Source organism: Dyadobacter soli (assembly GCF_900101885.1).
Lineage (GTDB): Bacteria > Bacteroidota > Bacteroidia > Cytophagales > Spirosomataceae > Dyadobacter > Dyadobacter soli.
In genome coordinates this window covers 154,599-171,420 of the sequence record NZ_FNAN01000004.1, presented here as the reverse complement: position 1 = coordinate 171,420, position 16,822 = coordinate 154,599, and the positions used below count along the sequence as shown (strand labels likewise).

The window sequence follows — 16,822 nt, the reverse complement described above, 5'->3', positions numbered from 1 at the left end:
TTCATATAAAAGGCGTCACGCATTTGTGTGACGCCTTTTCTGTTTTATATCTCGGCCAATTGCTTCTCGATCAATTCGATCACTTCCGGGCGGTCCCATTGCGAAGCGCCTATTTCCTCCGCGAGTATCTTGCCCTTATATATAATGTACGTCCGCGGGATTGCATTGCCGTCGAGCTGTGAAGGGTAGGGACCTGCATACTGGTAGAATGGCAGCTGGTACCCTTTGCGTGCGATGAACGGGTTCACGGTTTCTGCATCTTCGTCGGAGATGATGTAGAAGGCGACTTTGTTATGGTCTTTATATTTATTGTACAATGTCTGAATGCCGGGCATTTCCATATTACACGGCCCGCACCAGGTCGCCCACACGTTCACGAATGCAATTTTGTTTTCGTCCATGGTCACTTCTTTGCCCGTCAGATCCGTAAGCGGCAGGTACACCGATTCCTGGGAGGGCGTTCCCTCGGCAGGCGTTTCCGCGCCGGGCGATCCCGCGGCAGCCGTTCCTGCAACCGGGCTGTTCTCCTGCACGGGCGATTTGAAAAATACAAAATAAACAGCCGCCCCGGCGATTACCAGGAGTAGAATGAGCGATAGTTTTTTGGCGGTTGACGACATAACTGGTGTAGTTCTGGTGATTGGATGTGGATACGAGCCTTTCCAAAAATAGGGCTTTTCTTTTTTTGATGCTGACTCGGAATTTGAATACTTTTATACACTATTTAAAAAACATCGATTTGAGGAAAAGGTTTACATTCATGAGACTTCAATTTACTGGCATTTCATTTCTCCTTGCGCTTACCTTTTACTGCCCTGCCTTCGCCCAACGTTCAGCTGCCGAATATTTTGAAGACGGTAATACCAAAGCCGGCACAGGTGATTTTAATGGGGCAATGCAAGCCTATACGACTGTAATTTCCATGAGTCCCGATCATGCGCCCAGCTATTTCAACCGGGGGCTCGCCAAAGCCAATCTCAAAGATTACCGCGGCGCGATGGGCGATTACGACAAGGCCATCGAGCTGAACCCCAAAGAGGCGCTTTACTACCAAAGCCGGGGTGTGAGCAAAAGTTTGCAGGAGGATTTTCGCTCGGCGATCGATGATTATTCCAAATCCATTGAACTCAACCCGGAAGAGCCCAAAACGTACTACAATCGTGGTGTGAGTTATGCCAAACTGAAAAACCACCGGAATGCATTGATCGACCTCGACCATGCATTGGCTCTGAATCCCGACGAGCTCGCCGCATTGTATGCCAGGGGAAATTGCAAGCAGGATTTGCAGGAGTATGCAGGCAGCCTGGCCGACTTTACACGCGTAATTGAACTAAGCCCTAAAAGAACCGGTGCCTATGCAGGAAGAGGCCTCGCCAAACTCGAACTTGGAGATTACCAGGGTGCCGCAGCGGATTTTACCCGTGCCATCGAGCTAAGCCCGAATGACAGCGAATATTATAACAACAGAGGTTTAGCCAAAACCAAACAGGAAGATTACCAGGGAGCGATCATCGATTTTGACAAAACCATTCAGCTCGATCCTGAAAACTACAATGCCTACTACGGCCGCGGTTTCGCGAGAGGTAAGCTGAATGATCCGCGCGGTGCCATTGCCGATTTGTCCAGGTCAATCGAAGTAAAAAACGCTTATACCGGCGATCCGAAAAAGAATGCTTATACAGGCAAAATCAACAAGGAAAAACTCGACGAACTGCGCGACCAGGTGCAGATTAATGTCAAAATAGATAACCTCACGAACGAGCGCGCGGAGGCATATTACGTACGCGCGATCGCGAAATCGCGGGTAGGAGAACTCAAAGGGGCCATGTCCGATCTCACAACGGCCGTCGAGCTCAACCCGACTTATTCCAATGCCTACTTCTCACGCGCCATGATCCGTTCCGCATCTGGCGACCAAATGGGTGCAGTGCTGGATTTTACCAGTTCCATTAAACTACGTTCGGATTATCCGGAGGCGTATTATTTGAGAGGTATTGTGAAAAATAGCCTGGGAGAGATCAACGACGGCTGTCTTGATTTGAGTAAGGCGGGAGAGCTGGGGTATCAGCAGGCTTATAAGGTTATTGGGGCGTATTGTAATTAGAGGAGAAAAGGGAGGATGGAGGAAAGGGAGGATGGAATGCTAGTAAGCGCAAAATGGCGCGAAGGTCTTCCCTTCGTGACTACATATTCGAAGGCCTCTGGCCGGCAATACCGCAAGATCGTTTTGCAGTATAGTCCGGCCGGAGGCCTTCAAATAGTAAGTACAAATCAGAAATTTGCACCAGCATACCGGCATCGCCATTCCTCCCCTTCCTCCTTCCTCCCTTTCCTCCTTACTTAGCTTTCTTCAAATTCTCAGCCACTTTATCCCAGTTTACCACATCCCAGAATGCCTTCACATAATCCGGGCGTTTGTTTTGGTAATGGAGGTAGTAGGCGTGTTCCCAAACGTCGATGCCGAGGATGGGCGTTCCTTTGAAATCGGAAACATCCATCAATGGGTTATCCTGGTTGGGCGTCGAGCCTACGGCGAGTTTACCATCTTTGGCTACGAGCCATGCCCAGCCTGATCCGAAACGGGTAGCTGCGGCTTTGCCGAACTCTTCTTTGAATTTATCGAATGAACCGAACTGGCCATTGATCGCGTCGGCTACGGCGCCGGTGGGAGCTGCGGTTTTTTTCGGGCCCATTACTTCCCAGAAGAAAGTGTGGTTCCAATGTCCGCCGCCGTTGTTGCGGATGGCCGCAGGCGCTTTGCTGATCCCTTTAATAATATCTTCAAGGGATTTTTTCTCCCATTCGGTTCCTTTTACAGCGTCGTTGAGATTTTTGACATAAGCCGCGTGGTGCTTGCCGTAGTGGATTTCCATTGTCAGCTTATCGATGCTTGGCTCCAATGCGCCGAAATCGTAAGGTAGCGGGGCTTGCTTGAATGGCGCGGTTTCCGCGAGTATGGTATTAGACGACGCCCCGGCGATTGATTGCTCAGCCAATGCGCTAACAGTCAGTGCGCTGCCGGCGAGTGTCTTCAAAAAGTCTGTTCTATTCATAATAGTACATCAAGTGTTTAGTGTTAATCGTAAGCCACCCGGCTTACAATGCTGCGGCCGAGTGTGATCTCGTCCGCATATTCCAGGTCTCCGCCAATGGGGATACCTCTTGCGATAGTGCTTATCTTGACGCCCGTAACTTTCAGCCTTTTTTGCAGGTAAAAAGCGGTGGTATCGCCTTCCATAGTAGGGCTTAATGCCAATATCACTTCCTGAACCGCCTCGTCCCCCTCCTGTTTTTCAATTCTCGACAATAATGAGTCGATTTCGAGATCGGACGGACCGATACCTTCCAGCGGCGAGATAATGCCGCCGAGCACATGATACAAGCCGCGGTACTGGTTGGTCGATTCGATCGCCAATACGTCGCGCGTGTCCACCACCACGCAAATAATCGTCTGGTCGCGCTTGTTATTGCTGCAAATGTTGCAAAGTACGTCGTCGGCGATGTTGTGGCAGCGGGTGCAGTAGGTAGTTTTGGTACGCATGTTCAGCAATGCATCGGACAGCGAGCGGGTTTGCTCCTCGTCTCTTTTCAGCAAATGCAGTGCCAGGCGCAATGCGGTTTTTTTGCCTATTCCCGGCAGACGGGAAATTTCGGAGACGGCTTCCTCAATAAGACGTGAGGGGTAGTTCATGAGAAGATGCTGAGTGTTGATGATGCTTGGCGAAGGCTGGGCAGCTTAGTGCACCTCCGCTGAAATGCCTCTCCGGCAAATTTCGTTCCGCATCCCGGCCAGCTCTTCGAAAGATCCTTCCTTGACGGAGCATTTGCCTTTGTAATGGATAATAATCGTGCATTGTTCGGCTTGCTCGTTGCTGTGACCGCAAACTTCGATCAGCGTATCGATCACCCAATCGAAGGTATTCACGTCGTCATTGTAGATAACCAGCTTTTTAATATCCGTATCTACGGTTTCTTCCAGAATTTCCAGCTCTGTTTCTGTGAGCGCTTGCATAACAACCAAATTTCTGTTTGATTAGCAAATCTAATTAAAAACGGAGACTATCCGAAGCTTTTAAGCGCCTTTTAATCCACTCCTGAATCCCCAAATACCCACTTTAATGAACCCTTACATATCCCTGGCGATACTGGTAGTTTATTTTGGAATGCTGATCACAGTGTCCATTTTTACTTCCAGGGGAGCGGATACCAACACTTTTTTTACCGCCAACCGGCAGTCGCCGTGGTACCTGGTGGCGTTCGGGATGATCGGTACTTCGCTGTCGGGCGTCACGTTCGTGTCGGTGCCGGGCGCCGTGGCGAATATCCAGTTTTCATACTTCCAGGTGGTGATCGGGTACATTCTCGGCTACTTTGTGATAGGTACGGTGCTGATGCCGCTCTATTACCGGCTGAATTTGATTTCCATTTATTCCTACCTCGAACAGCGGTTCGGTTTCTGGTCATACAAAACCGGTTCGGGCTTTTTCCTGCTCTCGCGCACGATAGGGTCGGCCGTGCGCCTGTACGTGGCCGCGCAGGTGCTGCAACTCGCATTGTTCAAGCCGCTGGGTGTTCCATTCGAAGTGGCGGTGGCGATTACGATATTCCTGATCTGGATTTATACATTCAAAGGCGGGGTCAAGACGATTATCGTGACGGACACGCTGCAAACGTTTTTCCTCATAACCGCGGTGATTTTGACAATCATACTGGTTTCCAGCGAGCTGAATTTGAACGGGATAGGCGATATCTGGACCAGCGTTCAAAAGAGCGGGTATTCCAAAATATTCTACTGGGACACCAACGACCCCAAAAACTTCTTCAAACAGTTCTTCGCCGGTGTGTTCATCGCCATTGTGATGACGGGCCTCGACCAGGATTTAATGCAGAAGAACCTTACCTGTAAAAACATCGGTGAGGCGCAGAAGAACATGTTCTGGTTTGTGGTGGTTCTCGTGATCGTCAACTTCCTTTTCCTCTCGCTTGGCGCATTGCTTTACGTATATGCTGAGGCGCAAGGTATTCCCACAACTCCGAAAACGGACGATTTCTACCCAATGCTCGCATTGAACCACCTCGGATTGGTGGTAGGCATTACGTTCCTGCTCGGGATTACCGCGGCTACTTATGCGAGCTCCGATTCGGCGCTTACCGCACTGACGACCGCATTCTGTATCGATTTTATGAATATCGAAAAGCGCCCGGAAGAAAAGCGGTCGTCGATCAAGTTCTGGGTGCATGTGGGCTTCTCGGTAGTTTTCTACCTGGTGATCCTGATTTTCAACCGGATGAATAATAAGGAAGTGATCACGGCGGTATTCGACCTGGCGGGTTACACTTACGGGCCGCTGCTTGGATTATTCTCTTTCGGAGCATTCCTCAAACGGCCGGTGAAGGACCGCTTCGTTCCGTTCGTCTGCATTCTTGCCCCGATATTGACCTACATTATCAATGACCATTCCGCCGAGTGGTTCAATGGCTATAAATTTGGATTCGAAAGGCTCATTATCAATGGGTTGATTACTTTCATAGGCCTCTGGTTACTACACGACCGCGCCGGGAAACGATATGTGCCCCAGGCATAAACAGCCGGCATTTTCTTTGCAAAATATTAAGATTCAAAAACCCTGGAAACGGTTACACAATTCCAGGGTTTTTTCTTGCATATATCCAAAAAAATATTAACTTTCTGATAAAATCAGGTGTGTATTTCACGCTATTTGATGGATGTTTCGTTGAAAGATTGAGTTCGGTTATTTATTTAACAAACTAAACTTTTGCAATATGAAAACACTGTCAGTCATTTTGTTGGGCTTTATACTATGTGTTTCGTGCAAGGATAAAGCCAAAGAGGAGGAAGCTGCCCGTCAAGCCAATCTGGAAAAAGAGAAACAAGCCATTAAAGCAGTCATAGAAAATGAAACAAAGTCATTTTTCGCCCGGGATTTCAATGCCTGGAAATCGAATTATGCGCAAACCGACTATGCATTTCAGGCTTGGAGTAATGATGACGGTACGTTCGATTCGAATGTAGGTTGGACGGATATCAACAAGCAGGTAGGTAAATACATCCAGTCGAACCCTGAACCGGTATCCAGCCACCCGATCGTGGAGCGTAAGAATATGATTTTCAAATTTTATGACGATGATGTCGCTTACCTTACCTGGGACCAGTTCAACAGCGATAAATCCGAGAAGAATTTTCACCATAGCAAAGAGGTAAGGCTGCTTGAAAAGATCGGCGGTGAATGGAAGATCGTCTGCGTGTCGGCATTCTGGGATTATCGCCACCCGATACCCGCCAGCAGGCTGCCGATGATCCAGAAGATTGCCAACGAAAGCAGAGGAAAAATTTGACCCCATGCAACACGGCCACGTGCAACACGCCCGCGTGCCGCCTATAACGCGTTCGGTTTCAGGCACAAATGTTCGGTACCGAACAGCCAGCTACCGGTCACGAAGTAGTTGAAAGTTTTTTGAAAATAAATGTAATCTACTCACTGTCAGTGTATTAAAAGTAGGATGTGCCGGCGTTTGGTTTATGAAAACCACGTTTGGCACATCCTTTTTTTATTTAAAGTCAACTGTGCGATTGTACAGAGCCAAACTTTAAATACTTATTAGCCATGAAAATCTCAATTGCTTCCATCCTGACCAGCGCCTTCGCGCTCACATTGTCTTTCACATCTTTTGCGGCTGACAAAAAGAAAAACAAAGAAGAAAAAGAGACCGCCAGCGCGGTAACTTTTGACGCTGCATTGTACAGAATCGGGGACAGCAACAAAGTGCGCCTCTCGGTTGACAAAAGTGCAAATGAAAGACTACGTGTGGTGCTTAAAGACAAAGCCGGTAAAATCTTCTACTCGGAAGTGTTCAACGACCGCGATACGAAATACCGCCGCGTGTTCAACCTCGACGAAATGGGCGACGGAACTTACTATTTCGAGCTGTCGCACAAAAAAGACAAAAAGGTAAAGGAAGTGAACATCGAGAGCACCAGTTCCAAAATGATCTCGCTGCAATGATGAATGCTGAATCCATAAAAAATCCCGGTCTTTTTCGAAGGCCGGGATTTTTTAATTCAATGTAATTCTTTTTCAGGATCCCAAAAGCATTCTGCCCAGTCGACGATCCGGTTGTTTGCTACCTTCACACCTTCGCTTTCGAGGCGTTCCTGCATGGTAGTAGGTGTTTCAAAGAGCTGGCTGGCGCTGAGTTCTCCCGCTTTGTTCACCACGCGGTGTGCCGGAATGCCGTCTTCGGTATAGCTGCTGCCCATTGCCCAGCCTACTTGCCTTGCGCCCCGCTTGTTGCCAAGATACGCGGCAATGGCGCCGTAAGAAGTGGCACGGCCTGCGGGAATTTGCCTTACCACGTCGTAAACGTCATTGAAAAAGTCATTCCCCTTTTTCATGCTCGTTGGCGCGGGCTTGTTGTCTCTCGTCGATTTCGTCGGAAAGCTGGCGGTACCAATCCTCGCCGTAAGCACGGATCAGGGGATCTTTCAGGAATTTGTAAACCGGTACTTTCAATTGCTGGCCCAGGCTGCACGCAGGGCTGCATATTTCCCAGCGGTCGTAGTTGAGCGCGTGGTACTGTTCGTATTTCGTAACCCTGATCGGATACAAATGGCAGGAAAGCGGCTTTTTATAACTGATCTTACCATCATTGTAAGCTTCCTCAATGCCGCATTTGAGAATGCCTTTCTGGTCGTAAATAGCATAAGCGCATTCGCGGCCGTTGATGATCGGCGTCACGTAGTCGCCGTCCCAGTCTTTGGTCCAGGTGCCTTCGGCGGCGATCACTTTTTTGCCGGCTTCGGTGAGGTAGGGCTCTACTTCGGGATAAATCTCATCGAGAATTGCGAGCTCATCCTCATCCAGCGGTGCGCCGGAATCTCCCTCCACACAACATGCACCCTTGCATTTGTCCAGGTTACAGACAAACTCCTGGTCTTCGATGTCGTCGCTAACGCACGTATTTTCAATGAGAATCATAATGGAACAGCTTATTGCTGAGGTATTTTAAGTTTTTGTCCCACCATAACACTATTTCCGGACATATTGTTTAATTTCTTGATATCGTCCACACTGATATGGTAGATTTGGGAAATGCGGAAAAGCGTTTCACCGGGCGCCACCGTATGCGTTTGTGCACCGGCGGGCTGGCTTTCGGCAGTCGATTCACCACCTTCGCCTTTTTTCACACGCAGCTTCTGACCCGATTTCAAACGGTCCGAATCGCTCAGGTTATTTAAGTCAAGCAGTTCTTTGATGGAAATGCCGTAAGCTTTTGAAATGCTGTAATAGGTCTGTCCGCTCTGAACTGTATGAAATTCGCTGCCGGGCGTGGCGGCAAGCCTGGTTTCTTGCTTGATTTCCTCGGGCGTTTTGAATGTCGAAGCAGGAGCGGGGCGTTCCACAGCTACTTTGGTTGGGGCCGCCGGTGCAGCTGCTTCACCAGATTTCGAAACGATTAGTCGCTGGCCCGTTACCAGGCGGCTTTGCGCCGAACGGTTATTGAGCGTCAGCAATTCACGCAACGACAGGTTGTATTTGCTGGCAATGCCGAAATACGTGTCGCCCGACTGCACGGTATGGTAGCTCGTCGCCGCTGGTGCTGTTGCCTCGGTTTTCTCCTCGTCATTGCTCCATTTGGCAGGCTCATTTTCTTTCTTAGCCGGAGTCTCACTTTCACCTTCCGCCGCACGTTCTGCACGCATACGTGTGTACACAGAGCCGGACGAGGCGGTCGTACGCGTAGTGTTTGGCGTTACAACTTTGCCCGGCGTAGCAGCCTTAGCAGCAGGTTTCTCCTCTTCGGTTGATTTAAATGTGCTGTTCGTATCGTCCTGGGTAATGATCACGACACGGTCGTTGGTGTTTGCGGCAGGCGTCCCTGCGGCGGGCGTTCCCGCGGCAGGTGTAGGCGTTCCTGCGTTGCTTTTGCCGGAAGGTTTGTACAACCCCGCTGCATTTCCGGCAGTTTTCCCGGCTGATGAAGCAGCTCCCGCAACAGCGGCTCCGGCAGGTGCCGCAGCAGGCTCGGTTTCTTTTGTTACGCTGCTTTCACTTTTTTCAACCAAAACAGGCGTGTATTTCTTCCGGCCCGACGGATTGCTGGGAATGTCGTTATTCGATGCAGCGGGTGATGTAGTGGCCGCCGCCGGCGTTTTTTGAGGCACAACAGCGATGACTGAATCCTTTTTAGCAGGTGCAGTTGGTTGCGGTGGGGCGATGATCTCGATCGGCTGCTTGCGCGGACGTTTTTTGGTCAGGAAAAGCACCTGTCCGGTCTGGATAGGGTAGTTGCGGCTCGTGGTTCTGTTGAATTTCAAAAGGCTTACCAACCGGAGACCATATTGTTGCGAAACGCTCAGCCATGTATCGCCGGGGCGTGCCACGTGCGAGGGCGTGTCGGCTTTTCTGTGTTTCCGCGACAAATAGTATACTTGTCCCGGAACGAGCGGCATATCTGCCAGCAGGTCATTATAGCGCATGAAGCGGGGCGTGCGAATGCCCGCTGCTTTGGCCAGTGTTTTAGGCTTGTCGCCGGCGCGGGCCTCGATACCCGGTAAGCCATTGATTTCGTAAAGTGTGGGCGAATTAGGCTCTTCCAGTTGAACAGCGGACTTTTTCAATACGGGATAACCAGTGTCTTCGTAAACGGAAGCAACCGCCGTCTGGTGAGCAGGCAGAGAAAGCTTTTCACGAACAGACGCTACCTGGTCTACCGGCACAGGCAATGTTACAAGGTATTCACGGTCGTTCGGGATTTTGTCGTCGTTGAGCCATTTGTTATGGTTTTTCAGCTCGGCAGCCGGAACGCCAAGTGATTTCGCAATCTCGTCGAGCGACTGGCCTTTGCCGTAATCGGATTCCATCAAAACATAGGCATTCGGCGACTTATATCGCTCGATACCGGCTTCCAATGCGATTTTGTGGGCAAAAAAGCGGAGCATATAGCGGTCGGTTTTGCCGGTGAGCGTCACTTCGCGTGCGTATGCCCAGCTCGCGGGAACCACTTTTTTTACACCGCCCGCACCCTGGTAATAGGAATACAATGTCGTTACCCAGTTGTTGAACTGCTGGTTGTTCTTTTTAAGGTACCATGCTGCGGCGTGTGTTGACGAGCTGATATTCTTTCTCTCATCCACATCATTATCCACACGCAGGTTCAGTTCGCGTGCCGTTTCGGGTTTGAACTGCCAGTAACCTACCGCATTCGAGCTCGAAACGACGTCGGGACGGAAAGAGCTTTCCTGAACAGCCAGGTATTTGAAATCGATCGGAACCTCTTCGTCCATCAGAATGCCCTCCACGATAGGGAAGTGCATAATGGCCCGGTCCATTTTTTCTTCCCAGAATTTCCGGTTCGACATCAGACTTTTGACGTCTTCCTCGATAATATCCTGCGCACCTCTATCGAACTTGACGGTAATGCCGCCGAATGAGACGCTGGACGGGATTTCGGGGGCCTGCGCGATAACTGCATGGGCAGTCAGCAGCAGGACGGTAACAAAAGAGATGATGTTGTTAATGGAAGTTCTGGCCATAAAAAAGTAAATGCTCGCCTGGACTATTGAGTACTATAATTTTTGAAGAATCATCAATCCGTCGCGGATTGGTAGCAGTATGTTGGAAACCCGGGGATCTTCGTGCACCATCCGGTTGAAATCCAGCAATGCCTGCGTGTCTTTATCATTTTTTTTCAACTGTTCCACGACTTTGCCACTCCAGAGCACATTATCGGCTATAAGAAAGCCGCCTGTGCGGGTTTTGTCGAGGCAGAGGTTAAAATAAGCAGAATAATTGATTTTATCCGCATCGATAAAAACGATGTCGAATGTGTCGGTAAGCGTCGGAATGATATCCAGCGCATTGCCGATGCGGTAGTCGATCTGATCTTTGAAAGGCGTCTGGTCGAAATAGCGCCTGGTGAAACTTTCAAGTTCCTCGTTCACATCGATGGTGACGAGCTTGCCGCCGGGGTTGAGGCCTTCGGCGAGGCAAATGCCCGAATAGCCCGTATACGTACCGATTTCCAGGATGCGGTCGGGCCGGATCATCCTGGAAATCATCGAAAGAAACCTCCCCTGCATATGTCCGGAGAGCATACGGGGGCTGAGAACGTTGGCATGTGTGTCCCGGTTAAGGGATTTCAGCAATGCATTCTCATCTTCCGTGTGGGCCTCGGAATATTCTTCTATTTCCTCTACCAAAAACTTCATTCGAATATAATATGTGCTAATCCCGGATGCGACTGGCCGTCAGGCGTTCGCTACAATGCGTTCCAGATAAGTACCGTAGCCGCTTTTCAGCAATGGCCGGGCAATTTCACGCAGTTGTTCTGCATTAATAAAGCCCATGCGGTACGCGATCTCCTCAATGCAGCCCACTTTTAAACCCTGGCGTTCTTCGATTACCTGAACAAACTGCCCGGCCTGCATGAGCGACTGGAATGTACCCGTATCGAGCCATGCCGTGCCGCGGTTGAGGACACCTACTTTCAATTTGCCGCGTTCGAGGTATACCCGGTTCACATCCGTGATTTCGAGCTCGCCGCGGGGGGAAGGAGGGATAGTTTTCGCGATTTCCACCACATCGTTGTCGTAGAAGTATAAGCCCGGCACCGCATAGTTGGATTTGGGTTCAACCGGCTTTTCTTCAATGGAAATCACATGATTGTCTTTGTCGAACTCTACAACGCCGTAACGCTCGGGATCATGTACCTGGTAGGCGAAAATTACACCGCCGTCGGGGTCGTTGTTGGATTGGAGCAATGTCGAAAGGCCCGATCCGTAGAAGATATTGTCGCCGAGGATCAATGCAACCTTATCGTCGCCAATAAATTCCTCGCCGATAATGAATGCTTGCGCCAGGCCATCCGGGCTAGGTTGTACCGCATAGGTAAATTCGCAACCCAGGCGGCTGCCGTCGCCGAGCAGTTTTTCGAAATGCGGCAGGTCGTGCGGTGTCGAAATGATCAGGATTTCGCGGATACCCGCCAGCATCAGTATCGACAGCGGGTAATAGATCATCGGCTTGTCGTAAACCGGCATGAGCTGCTTGCTTACCGCTAATGTAAGCGGATGTAACCTCGTACCGGAACCGCCGGCCAGAATAATGCCTTTCATAAATAGAGTTTCAATTGAGTAAGGAAATGGCCGGATTAACGATCCTGGTACATTTCGTCATAATATTTCTGGTAGTTGCCGGAAGTCACGTTGTTCAGCCAGTCCTGATTGGTCAGGTACCAGTCAACCGTTCTTTCCAGGCCTTCCGCGAATTGCAATGAAGGTTTCCAGTCCAGTTCTTCCGACAATTTGGTGGCGTCGATCGCGTAACGCAGGTCATGTCCGGCACGGTCGGTTACGTAAGTGATCAGTTTCACGCTTTCACCTTCTCCGCGGCCAAGCTTTCGGTCCATGATCTCGCAAAGCAAATGCACGAGGTCGATGTTCTTCCATTCGTTGTGGCCGCCGATATTGTATGTATCACCATTGGCGCCTTTGTGGAAAATCACGTCGATCGCGATCGCATGGTCTTCCACGAACAACCAGTCACGGATATTTTCACCTTTTCCGTAAACCGGAAGTGGTTTTTGCTGGATGATATTGTGGATCATCAGCGGGATCAGCTTTTCGGGGAAATGGTTCGGGCCGTAGTTGTTCGAACAGTTCGAGATCACTACCGGCAGCTTGTAAGTGTTATGGTATGCCCTTACAAAATGATCGGAAGACGCTTTTGAAGCCGAATACGGCGAGCGTGGGTCGTATGAAGTCGTTTCCAGGAAGAATGTGCCCGGATCGTGCAGCTCACCGTACACCTCGTCGGTAGAAACGTGGTAGAAACGACGGTCGCTGAAATCGTCTTTCCATGCTTTTTTAGCAGCATTCAAAAGATTTACCGTACCCACCACATTCGTCATCACAAATGACATCGGATCGGAAATCGAGCGGTCCACGTGGCTTTCGGCCGCGAGGTGTACCACGCCGTGAAAGTCGTTGTCAGCGAACAGCTTGTCGATAAACGTCGCGTCGACGATATCGCCTTTGACGAATGTATAGTTCGGCGCATTTTCAATGTCGCGCAGGTTTTCGAGGTTACCGGCGTACGTAAGCGCGTCGAGGTTATATATATGATATTCCGGGTGAAAGTTGACAAACCGGCGAACCACATGTGAGCCGATGAAACCCGCTCCTCCCGTAATCAAGATTTTTTTCATTTTTGAGCTTGAAGTTTTAATTGCCAGTTCCACGCGTCGCGCAATGCGTCCGCCATGGTTTTCTCGGCATGCCATTTCATTACATTATTTACTTTGTCGGACTGCGCGTAAATCTGCTCTACGTCCCCTTCGCGGCGTGGCCCGATGGTATAGTTGAGTTTCACGCCGTTTACTTCCTCAAAAGTATTAATCAATTGCAAAACGGTATAACCTTCGCCCGTTCCTACATTAAATACATCATAATAGTTAGTATCCGTCTGCGATTCGAGCAGGTCGAGCGCCTTCACGTGCGCCTTTGCGAGGTCTACCACGTGGATGAAGTCGCGGATACAGGTGCCGTCGGGCGTGTTGTAGTCGTCACCGAACACGGTAAGCGACTTGCGCAGGCCCGCAGCGGTTTGCGTAATGAATGGTACCAGGTTGCTCGGAACACCATTCGGCAGCTCGCCGATGAGCGACGTTTCGTGTGCGCCGATCGGGTTGAAATATCTTAATGAAATTGCCTTGATGCCCGGCTTTGAATGCACATGGTCGCGGATAATGTCCTCGGCGATCGCCTTGGTGTTGCCGTACGGCGAGTTGGCCGGCAGGCGCGGCGTGCTTTCGGTTACCGGCAGCTTTTCGGGCTGGCCGTATACCGTACACGAGGAGGAGAATACGAACTTATCGACATTGAATTCCTGTGCCGCGCGAAGCAGCACCAGCAAGGAAATGAGGTTGTTTTCGTAGTAGTTCAAAGGTTTTTCAACCGACTCACCCACAGCCTTGTATGCGGCGAAGTGGATTACGCCGTCGAACTTTTCTTTTTCAAACAAGGCCCTTACCTTGTCGGCATCATTGCAGTCGATTTCGTAGAACGGAAACTCCTTGCCGGTGATCTTTTTGATTCCTTCTAAAACGTTGAGATTGGAGTTGTACAGGTTGTCGATAATGACCGGTTCGAACCCTGCATTGTGCAACTCTACAACGGTATGGGAACCGATAAAACCGGCCCCTCCGGTAACGAGAATTTTCATGCGTTATGTGCGTTTTTTAAGAGAATATGGTGGTATAGATGGTCTTCAAAACGGTTTGTAAACCGCTTTTTTTCCGGGCAAAAGTAGAAAATTTGACGTCCATTAAAAAAAAATGTTTTTATTTATCCGTTGGTTGTAAAACGCAGATTTGAGGAAAATGAACCAGAAAGAAATCAAGGCACTGATATCCTTGCTTGATGATGAAGATCATGAAGTGAGTCAGCATGTTGAAGGGAAGATATTGTCGTTGGGAGGAACAGTGATACCTTTTCTGGAGACCGAATGGGAAGATAGTTTTAACCCGATCGTGCAGCGTAAAATCGAGGAGCTGATCCACGAATTGCAGCTCAGCATTATGATCGAACGGTTACAAGCGTGGAAAAACGGCGGCGGGCTCGACCTGCTCGAAGGCATGTGGATCATCGCTACTTACCATTATCCCGATTTGTCGATGGAAAAGTTGAAAACTACCATCGAACAGCTTTACTACGACATCTGGATCCAGTTCCAGGAAGAGATGAACGCGGTGGACCAGGTGAAGCGGATCAATAGCATTTTCTTCGGAGTGATGAATTTCGCGGCGAATACCAAGAACTTCCATTCCCCCACGAACTCGATGATCAATTCCGTGCTCGAAAGCCGGCGCGGTAACCCGATCACATTGTGCGTGATTTATTTATTGATAGCAAGAAAACTGGGCATGCCGGTTTACGGCGTGAATTTGCCTAATCTTTTTGTATTGACTTATAAAAGCGACAAAACGCAGTTCTATATCAATGTTTTCAACCGCGGGATTATCTTTTCCAAAACGGATATCGATCACTACATCGCGCAGCTGAATATCAAATCCAAAGACATATTCTACCAGCCCTGTACGAACCTCGAAATTGTGCAGCGGGTATTGCGTAACCTTATATTGTCTTACGAAAAAACGAGCGAGCAGGACAAAATCCGGGAAATCGAGAAAATATTGAAATCGACGCTCGACGAGCTGCCCGAAGGCTGATCAGAGCGCGATGGCCAGGCAATGGCCGTCGAACCAGCGGACGTGGATGTTGGAAGGGACGACGAGGTCTTCGTCGGTAAGCGTTCCCCTGAGGATGATGTCAGGATTTTCGAATGGGCTGATAAAAATCGAGTCCCTGAAACTGATCTTTTTCTTTCCGTACAACTTATATAATGCTTCTTTCGCGCACCAGTACATGCAAAGGCGGTCCATTTCGTCCTGTGCGTGATCGTACTCGGGAGGGGAAAGGTATTTTTTTGAAGTCCGCTGCAATTTCGGATCGGTCTTTTCCATATCGATGCCTACGGCGGCGGTAGGATTAATGGCTACGGCTACAAACTCGGCGGTGTGGGTGATGGAAATGTGCGAATCGTTGTCGATCAGGAAAGCCTTGCCGTGCTCGTCCTTGTGAATGCCCACGTAATTAATGCGGAATTGTTCGGCCAGCGTTTTGATCAGCATCCGGCTGGCGAGCCATTCCCGCTTTTTTTGCGGGTGGGAAATCCGGTCGAGTTCCTGCTGGTTAAAGCCGTTACCCAGAGCATATTGAAGTTCCGCTTCGGTTTCCGTCAGTTTCCAGAGCAGTAATGTGCTGCTATCTTCGATCTTTTCGGAATGAACGAGGGGCATGGTAATACTGTTTGCTACAAAAATATAAAGAATGAATATTCGCAAAGTAGATACTTTTTCCGGTCATAGGGACAGTGTTTATACAATTATTTCTGATGCAACAGGCCGCGGCTTTTATTCTGCGGGCGCCGATGGCTTTGTAATCCAATGGGACCTTCAAAAGCCCGATCTGGGAAAACTCGTCGCGCGCGCCGGTACCTCCGTGTATGCGCTTGCATTGCATGAAAGCAGCGATTCGGTCTGGATAGGACAGAACTTCGAGGGCATTCAGGTTTTGAATACGCAGGAAAATACAATTGAAAAAACCTCCAAAATTACGAATGCAGCCATATTCGACATCCGTTTCGCAGGCGACAAAGCGCTCGTTGCGGTAGGCGACGGCGTGGTGGTAGTGATGGACATTCCGTCATTTTCCATTCAGAAACATATAAAAATAGCGGGCAAGAGCATTCGCAGCATTGCGGTGAATCTGGAGACCAACGAATTCGCCACCGGCGACAGCGATTGCAACGTCCATATCTTCGATCTCGACGGTTTTAAATTAAAAAAGACCATCCAGGCGCATACTAACTCGGTTTTTTCCGTTAAGTATTCACCGGACGGTAAATACCTGTTCACCACCGGCCGGGACGCGCACCTGAAAATATGGGACGTCAATGATGCATACGGCATCGTCTCCGACATCCCCGCGCACATGTACGCGATCAACGACATTACATTCAGTCCCGATCGCTCCCTCTTCGCAACTTGCAGTATGGATAAGTCCATAAAACTGTGGGATGCAGCCACATTCAAGCTTAAAAAAATTATCGACCGGGCACGTCATGCGGGGCATGGAACGTCTGTGAACAAGCTGCTCTGGACGGGCTTTGAGAACCAGCTGATTTCGTGCAGCGACGACCGCATGATATCCGTTTGGGAGGTATTATAAGCCAATACTTAT

At 49.5% G+C, this 16,822-nt stretch carries 18 protein-coding genes; 6 read left to right on the top strand and 12 right to left on the bottom strand.

Translation table 11 applies throughout. The features are described 5' to 3' along the window. Positions 1 to 44 precede the first annotated feature (44 nt). Positions 45 to 620: a TlpA family protein disulfide reductase gene (locus BLQ88_RS07265; protein WP_090148048.1), complete on the bottom strand. Its 576-nt coding sequence runs from the start codon at positions 618 to 620 to the stop codon at positions 45 to 47. A gap of 140 nt (positions 621 to 760) precedes the next feature. Between BLQ88_RS07265 and BLQ88_RS07260 the strand changes: the two genes are divergently transcribed. Beyond that, positions 761 to 2,104, top strand: coding sequence for a tetratricopeptide repeat protein (locus BLQ88_RS07260; RefSeq protein WP_229212609.1), 1,344 nt, complete (start codon positions 761 to 763; stop codon positions 2,102 to 2,104). A 232-nt stretch (positions 2,105 to 2,336) separates the two neighbouring features. Here the strand turns inward: BLQ88_RS07260 and BLQ88_RS07255 are convergent, their stop codons facing one another. From BLQ88_RS07255 to BLQ88_RS07245, 3 genes are read right to left on the bottom strand one after another with little or no spacing between them, the layout of a single operon-like run. Further along, positions 2,337 to 3,053, bottom strand: a complete 717-nt coding sequence (locus tag BLQ88_RS07255; RefSeq protein ID WP_090148047.1) for a superoxide dismutase — start codon at positions 3,051 to 3,053, stop codon at positions 2,337 to 2,339. 23 nt (positions 3,054 to 3,076) lie between these two features. Then, the gene (recR, locus tag BLQ88_RS07250; RefSeq protein ID WP_090148046.1) at positions 3,077 to 3,691 is read right to left on the bottom strand and encodes a recombination mediator RecR; all 615 of its coding nucleotides are present in this window, start codon (positions 3,689 to 3,691) and stop codon (positions 3,077 to 3,079) included. A 45-nt stretch (positions 3,692 to 3,736) separates the two neighbouring features. After that, positions 3,737 to 4,012: an ATP-dependent Clp protease adaptor ClpS gene (locus tag BLQ88_RS07245; RefSeq protein WP_090148045.1), complete on the bottom strand. Its 276-nt coding sequence runs from the start codon at positions 4,010 to 4,012 to the stop codon at positions 3,737 to 3,739. Between the two features lie 106 nt (positions 4,013 to 4,118). Between BLQ88_RS07245 and BLQ88_RS07240 the strand changes: the two genes are divergently transcribed. The 3 genes from BLQ88_RS07240 to BLQ88_RS07230 all read left to right on the top strand — a co-directional run bounded on the left by BLQ88_RS07240 (position 4,119) and on the right by BLQ88_RS07230 (position 7,025). Continuing rightward, positions 4,119 to 5,585 carry a sodium:solute symporter gene (locus tag BLQ88_RS07240; protein ID WP_090148044.1) on the top strand — a complete coding sequence of 489 codons (1,467 nt, stop codon included), beginning with the start codon at positions 4,119 to 4,121 and terminating at the stop codon, positions 5,583 to 5,585. Positions 5,586 to 5,784: 199 nt separating this feature from the next. Further along, positions 5,785 to 6,357: a hypothetical protein gene (locus BLQ88_RS07235; protein WP_090148043.1), complete on the top strand. Its 573-nt coding sequence runs from the start codon at positions 5,785 to 5,787 to the stop codon at positions 6,355 to 6,357. A 269-nt stretch (positions 6,358 to 6,626) separates the two neighbouring features. Further along, positions 6,627 to 7,025 carry a hypothetical protein gene (locus tag BLQ88_RS07230; protein WP_090148042.1) on the top strand — a complete coding sequence of 133 codons (399 nt, stop codon included), beginning with the start codon at positions 6,627 to 6,629 and terminating at the stop codon, positions 7,023 to 7,025. 56 nt (positions 7,026 to 7,081) lie between these two features. Here the strand turns inward: BLQ88_RS07230 and BLQ88_RS07225 are convergent, their stop codons facing one another. The 7 genes from BLQ88_RS07225 to galE are packed head-to-tail and all read right to left on the bottom strand — an operon-like array spanning position 7,082 to position 14,243. Further along, the gene (locus BLQ88_RS07225) at positions 7,082 to 7,414 is read right to left on the bottom strand and encodes an MGMT family protein (protein ID WP_090148041.1); all 333 of its coding nucleotides are present in this window, start codon (positions 7,412 to 7,414) and stop codon (positions 7,082 to 7,084) included. After that, positions 7,398 to 7,997, bottom strand: coding sequence for a DUF3109 family protein (locus BLQ88_RS07220; protein WP_090148040.1), 600 nt, complete (start codon positions 7,995 to 7,997; stop codon positions 7,398 to 7,400). The genes BLQ88_RS07225 and BLQ88_RS07220 overlap by 17 nt, the downstream gene beginning before the upstream one ends. Before the next feature lie 11 nt (positions 7,998 to 8,008). Further along, positions 8,009 to 10,555, bottom strand: a complete 2,547-nt coding sequence (locus tag BLQ88_RS07215) for a LysM peptidoglycan-binding domain-containing protein (protein WP_090148039.1) — start codon at positions 10,553 to 10,555, stop codon at positions 8,009 to 8,011. A gap of 33 nt (positions 10,556 to 10,588) precedes the next feature. Beyond that, on the bottom strand, positions 10,589 to 11,230 hold the full coding sequence (locus BLQ88_RS07210; protein WP_090148038.1) for an O-methyltransferase: 642 nt from the start codon (positions 11,228 to 11,230) through the stop codon (positions 10,589 to 10,591). A gap of 39 nt (positions 11,231 to 11,269) precedes the next feature. Then, on the bottom strand, positions 11,270 to 12,136 hold the full coding sequence (gene rfbA, locus BLQ88_RS07205) for a glucose-1-phosphate thymidylyltransferase RfbA (RefSeq protein WP_090148036.1): 867 nt from the start codon (positions 12,134 to 12,136) through the stop codon (positions 11,270 to 11,272). A 35-nt stretch (positions 12,137 to 12,171) separates the two neighbouring features. Then, a complete protein-coding gene (rfbB, locus tag BLQ88_RS07200) occupies positions 12,172 to 13,227 on the bottom strand; it encodes a dTDP-glucose 4,6-dehydratase (RefSeq protein WP_090148035.1) in 1,056 nt (351 codons plus the stop codon). Continuing rightward, positions 13,224 to 14,243 carry a UDP-glucose 4-epimerase GalE gene (gene galE, locus BLQ88_RS07195; RefSeq protein ID WP_090148033.1) on the bottom strand — a complete coding sequence of 340 codons (1,020 nt, stop codon included), beginning with the start codon at positions 14,241 to 14,243 and terminating at the stop codon, positions 13,224 to 13,226. The genes rfbB and galE overlap by 4 nt, the downstream gene beginning before the upstream one ends. A gap of 157 nt (positions 14,244 to 14,400) precedes the next feature. Here galE and BLQ88_RS07190 point away from each other — a divergent pair, with 157 nt between their 5' ends. Next, positions 14,401 to 15,249, top strand: a complete 849-nt coding sequence (locus tag BLQ88_RS07190) for a transglutaminase-like domain-containing protein (RefSeq protein ID WP_090148031.1) — start codon at positions 14,401 to 14,403, stop codon at positions 15,247 to 15,249. Here BLQ88_RS07190 and BLQ88_RS07185 read toward each other — a convergent pair whose 3' ends face one another. Continuing rightward, a complete protein-coding gene (locus BLQ88_RS07185) occupies positions 15,250 to 15,879 on the bottom strand; it encodes a 4'-phosphopantetheinyl transferase family protein (RefSeq protein ID WP_090148030.1) in 630 nt (209 codons plus the stop codon). 31 nt (positions 15,880 to 15,910) lie between these two features. On the opposite strand from BLQ88_RS07185, the gene BLQ88_RS07180 reads away from it, so the two are divergent. After that, positions 15,911 to 16,810 (top strand): WD40 repeat domain-containing protein, encoded by a 900-nt coding sequence (locus tag BLQ88_RS07180; RefSeq protein ID WP_090148028.1) that lies wholly within the window; start codon positions 15,911 to 15,913, stop codon positions 16,808 to 16,810. Positions 16,811 to 16,822: the final 12 nt, after the last annotated feature.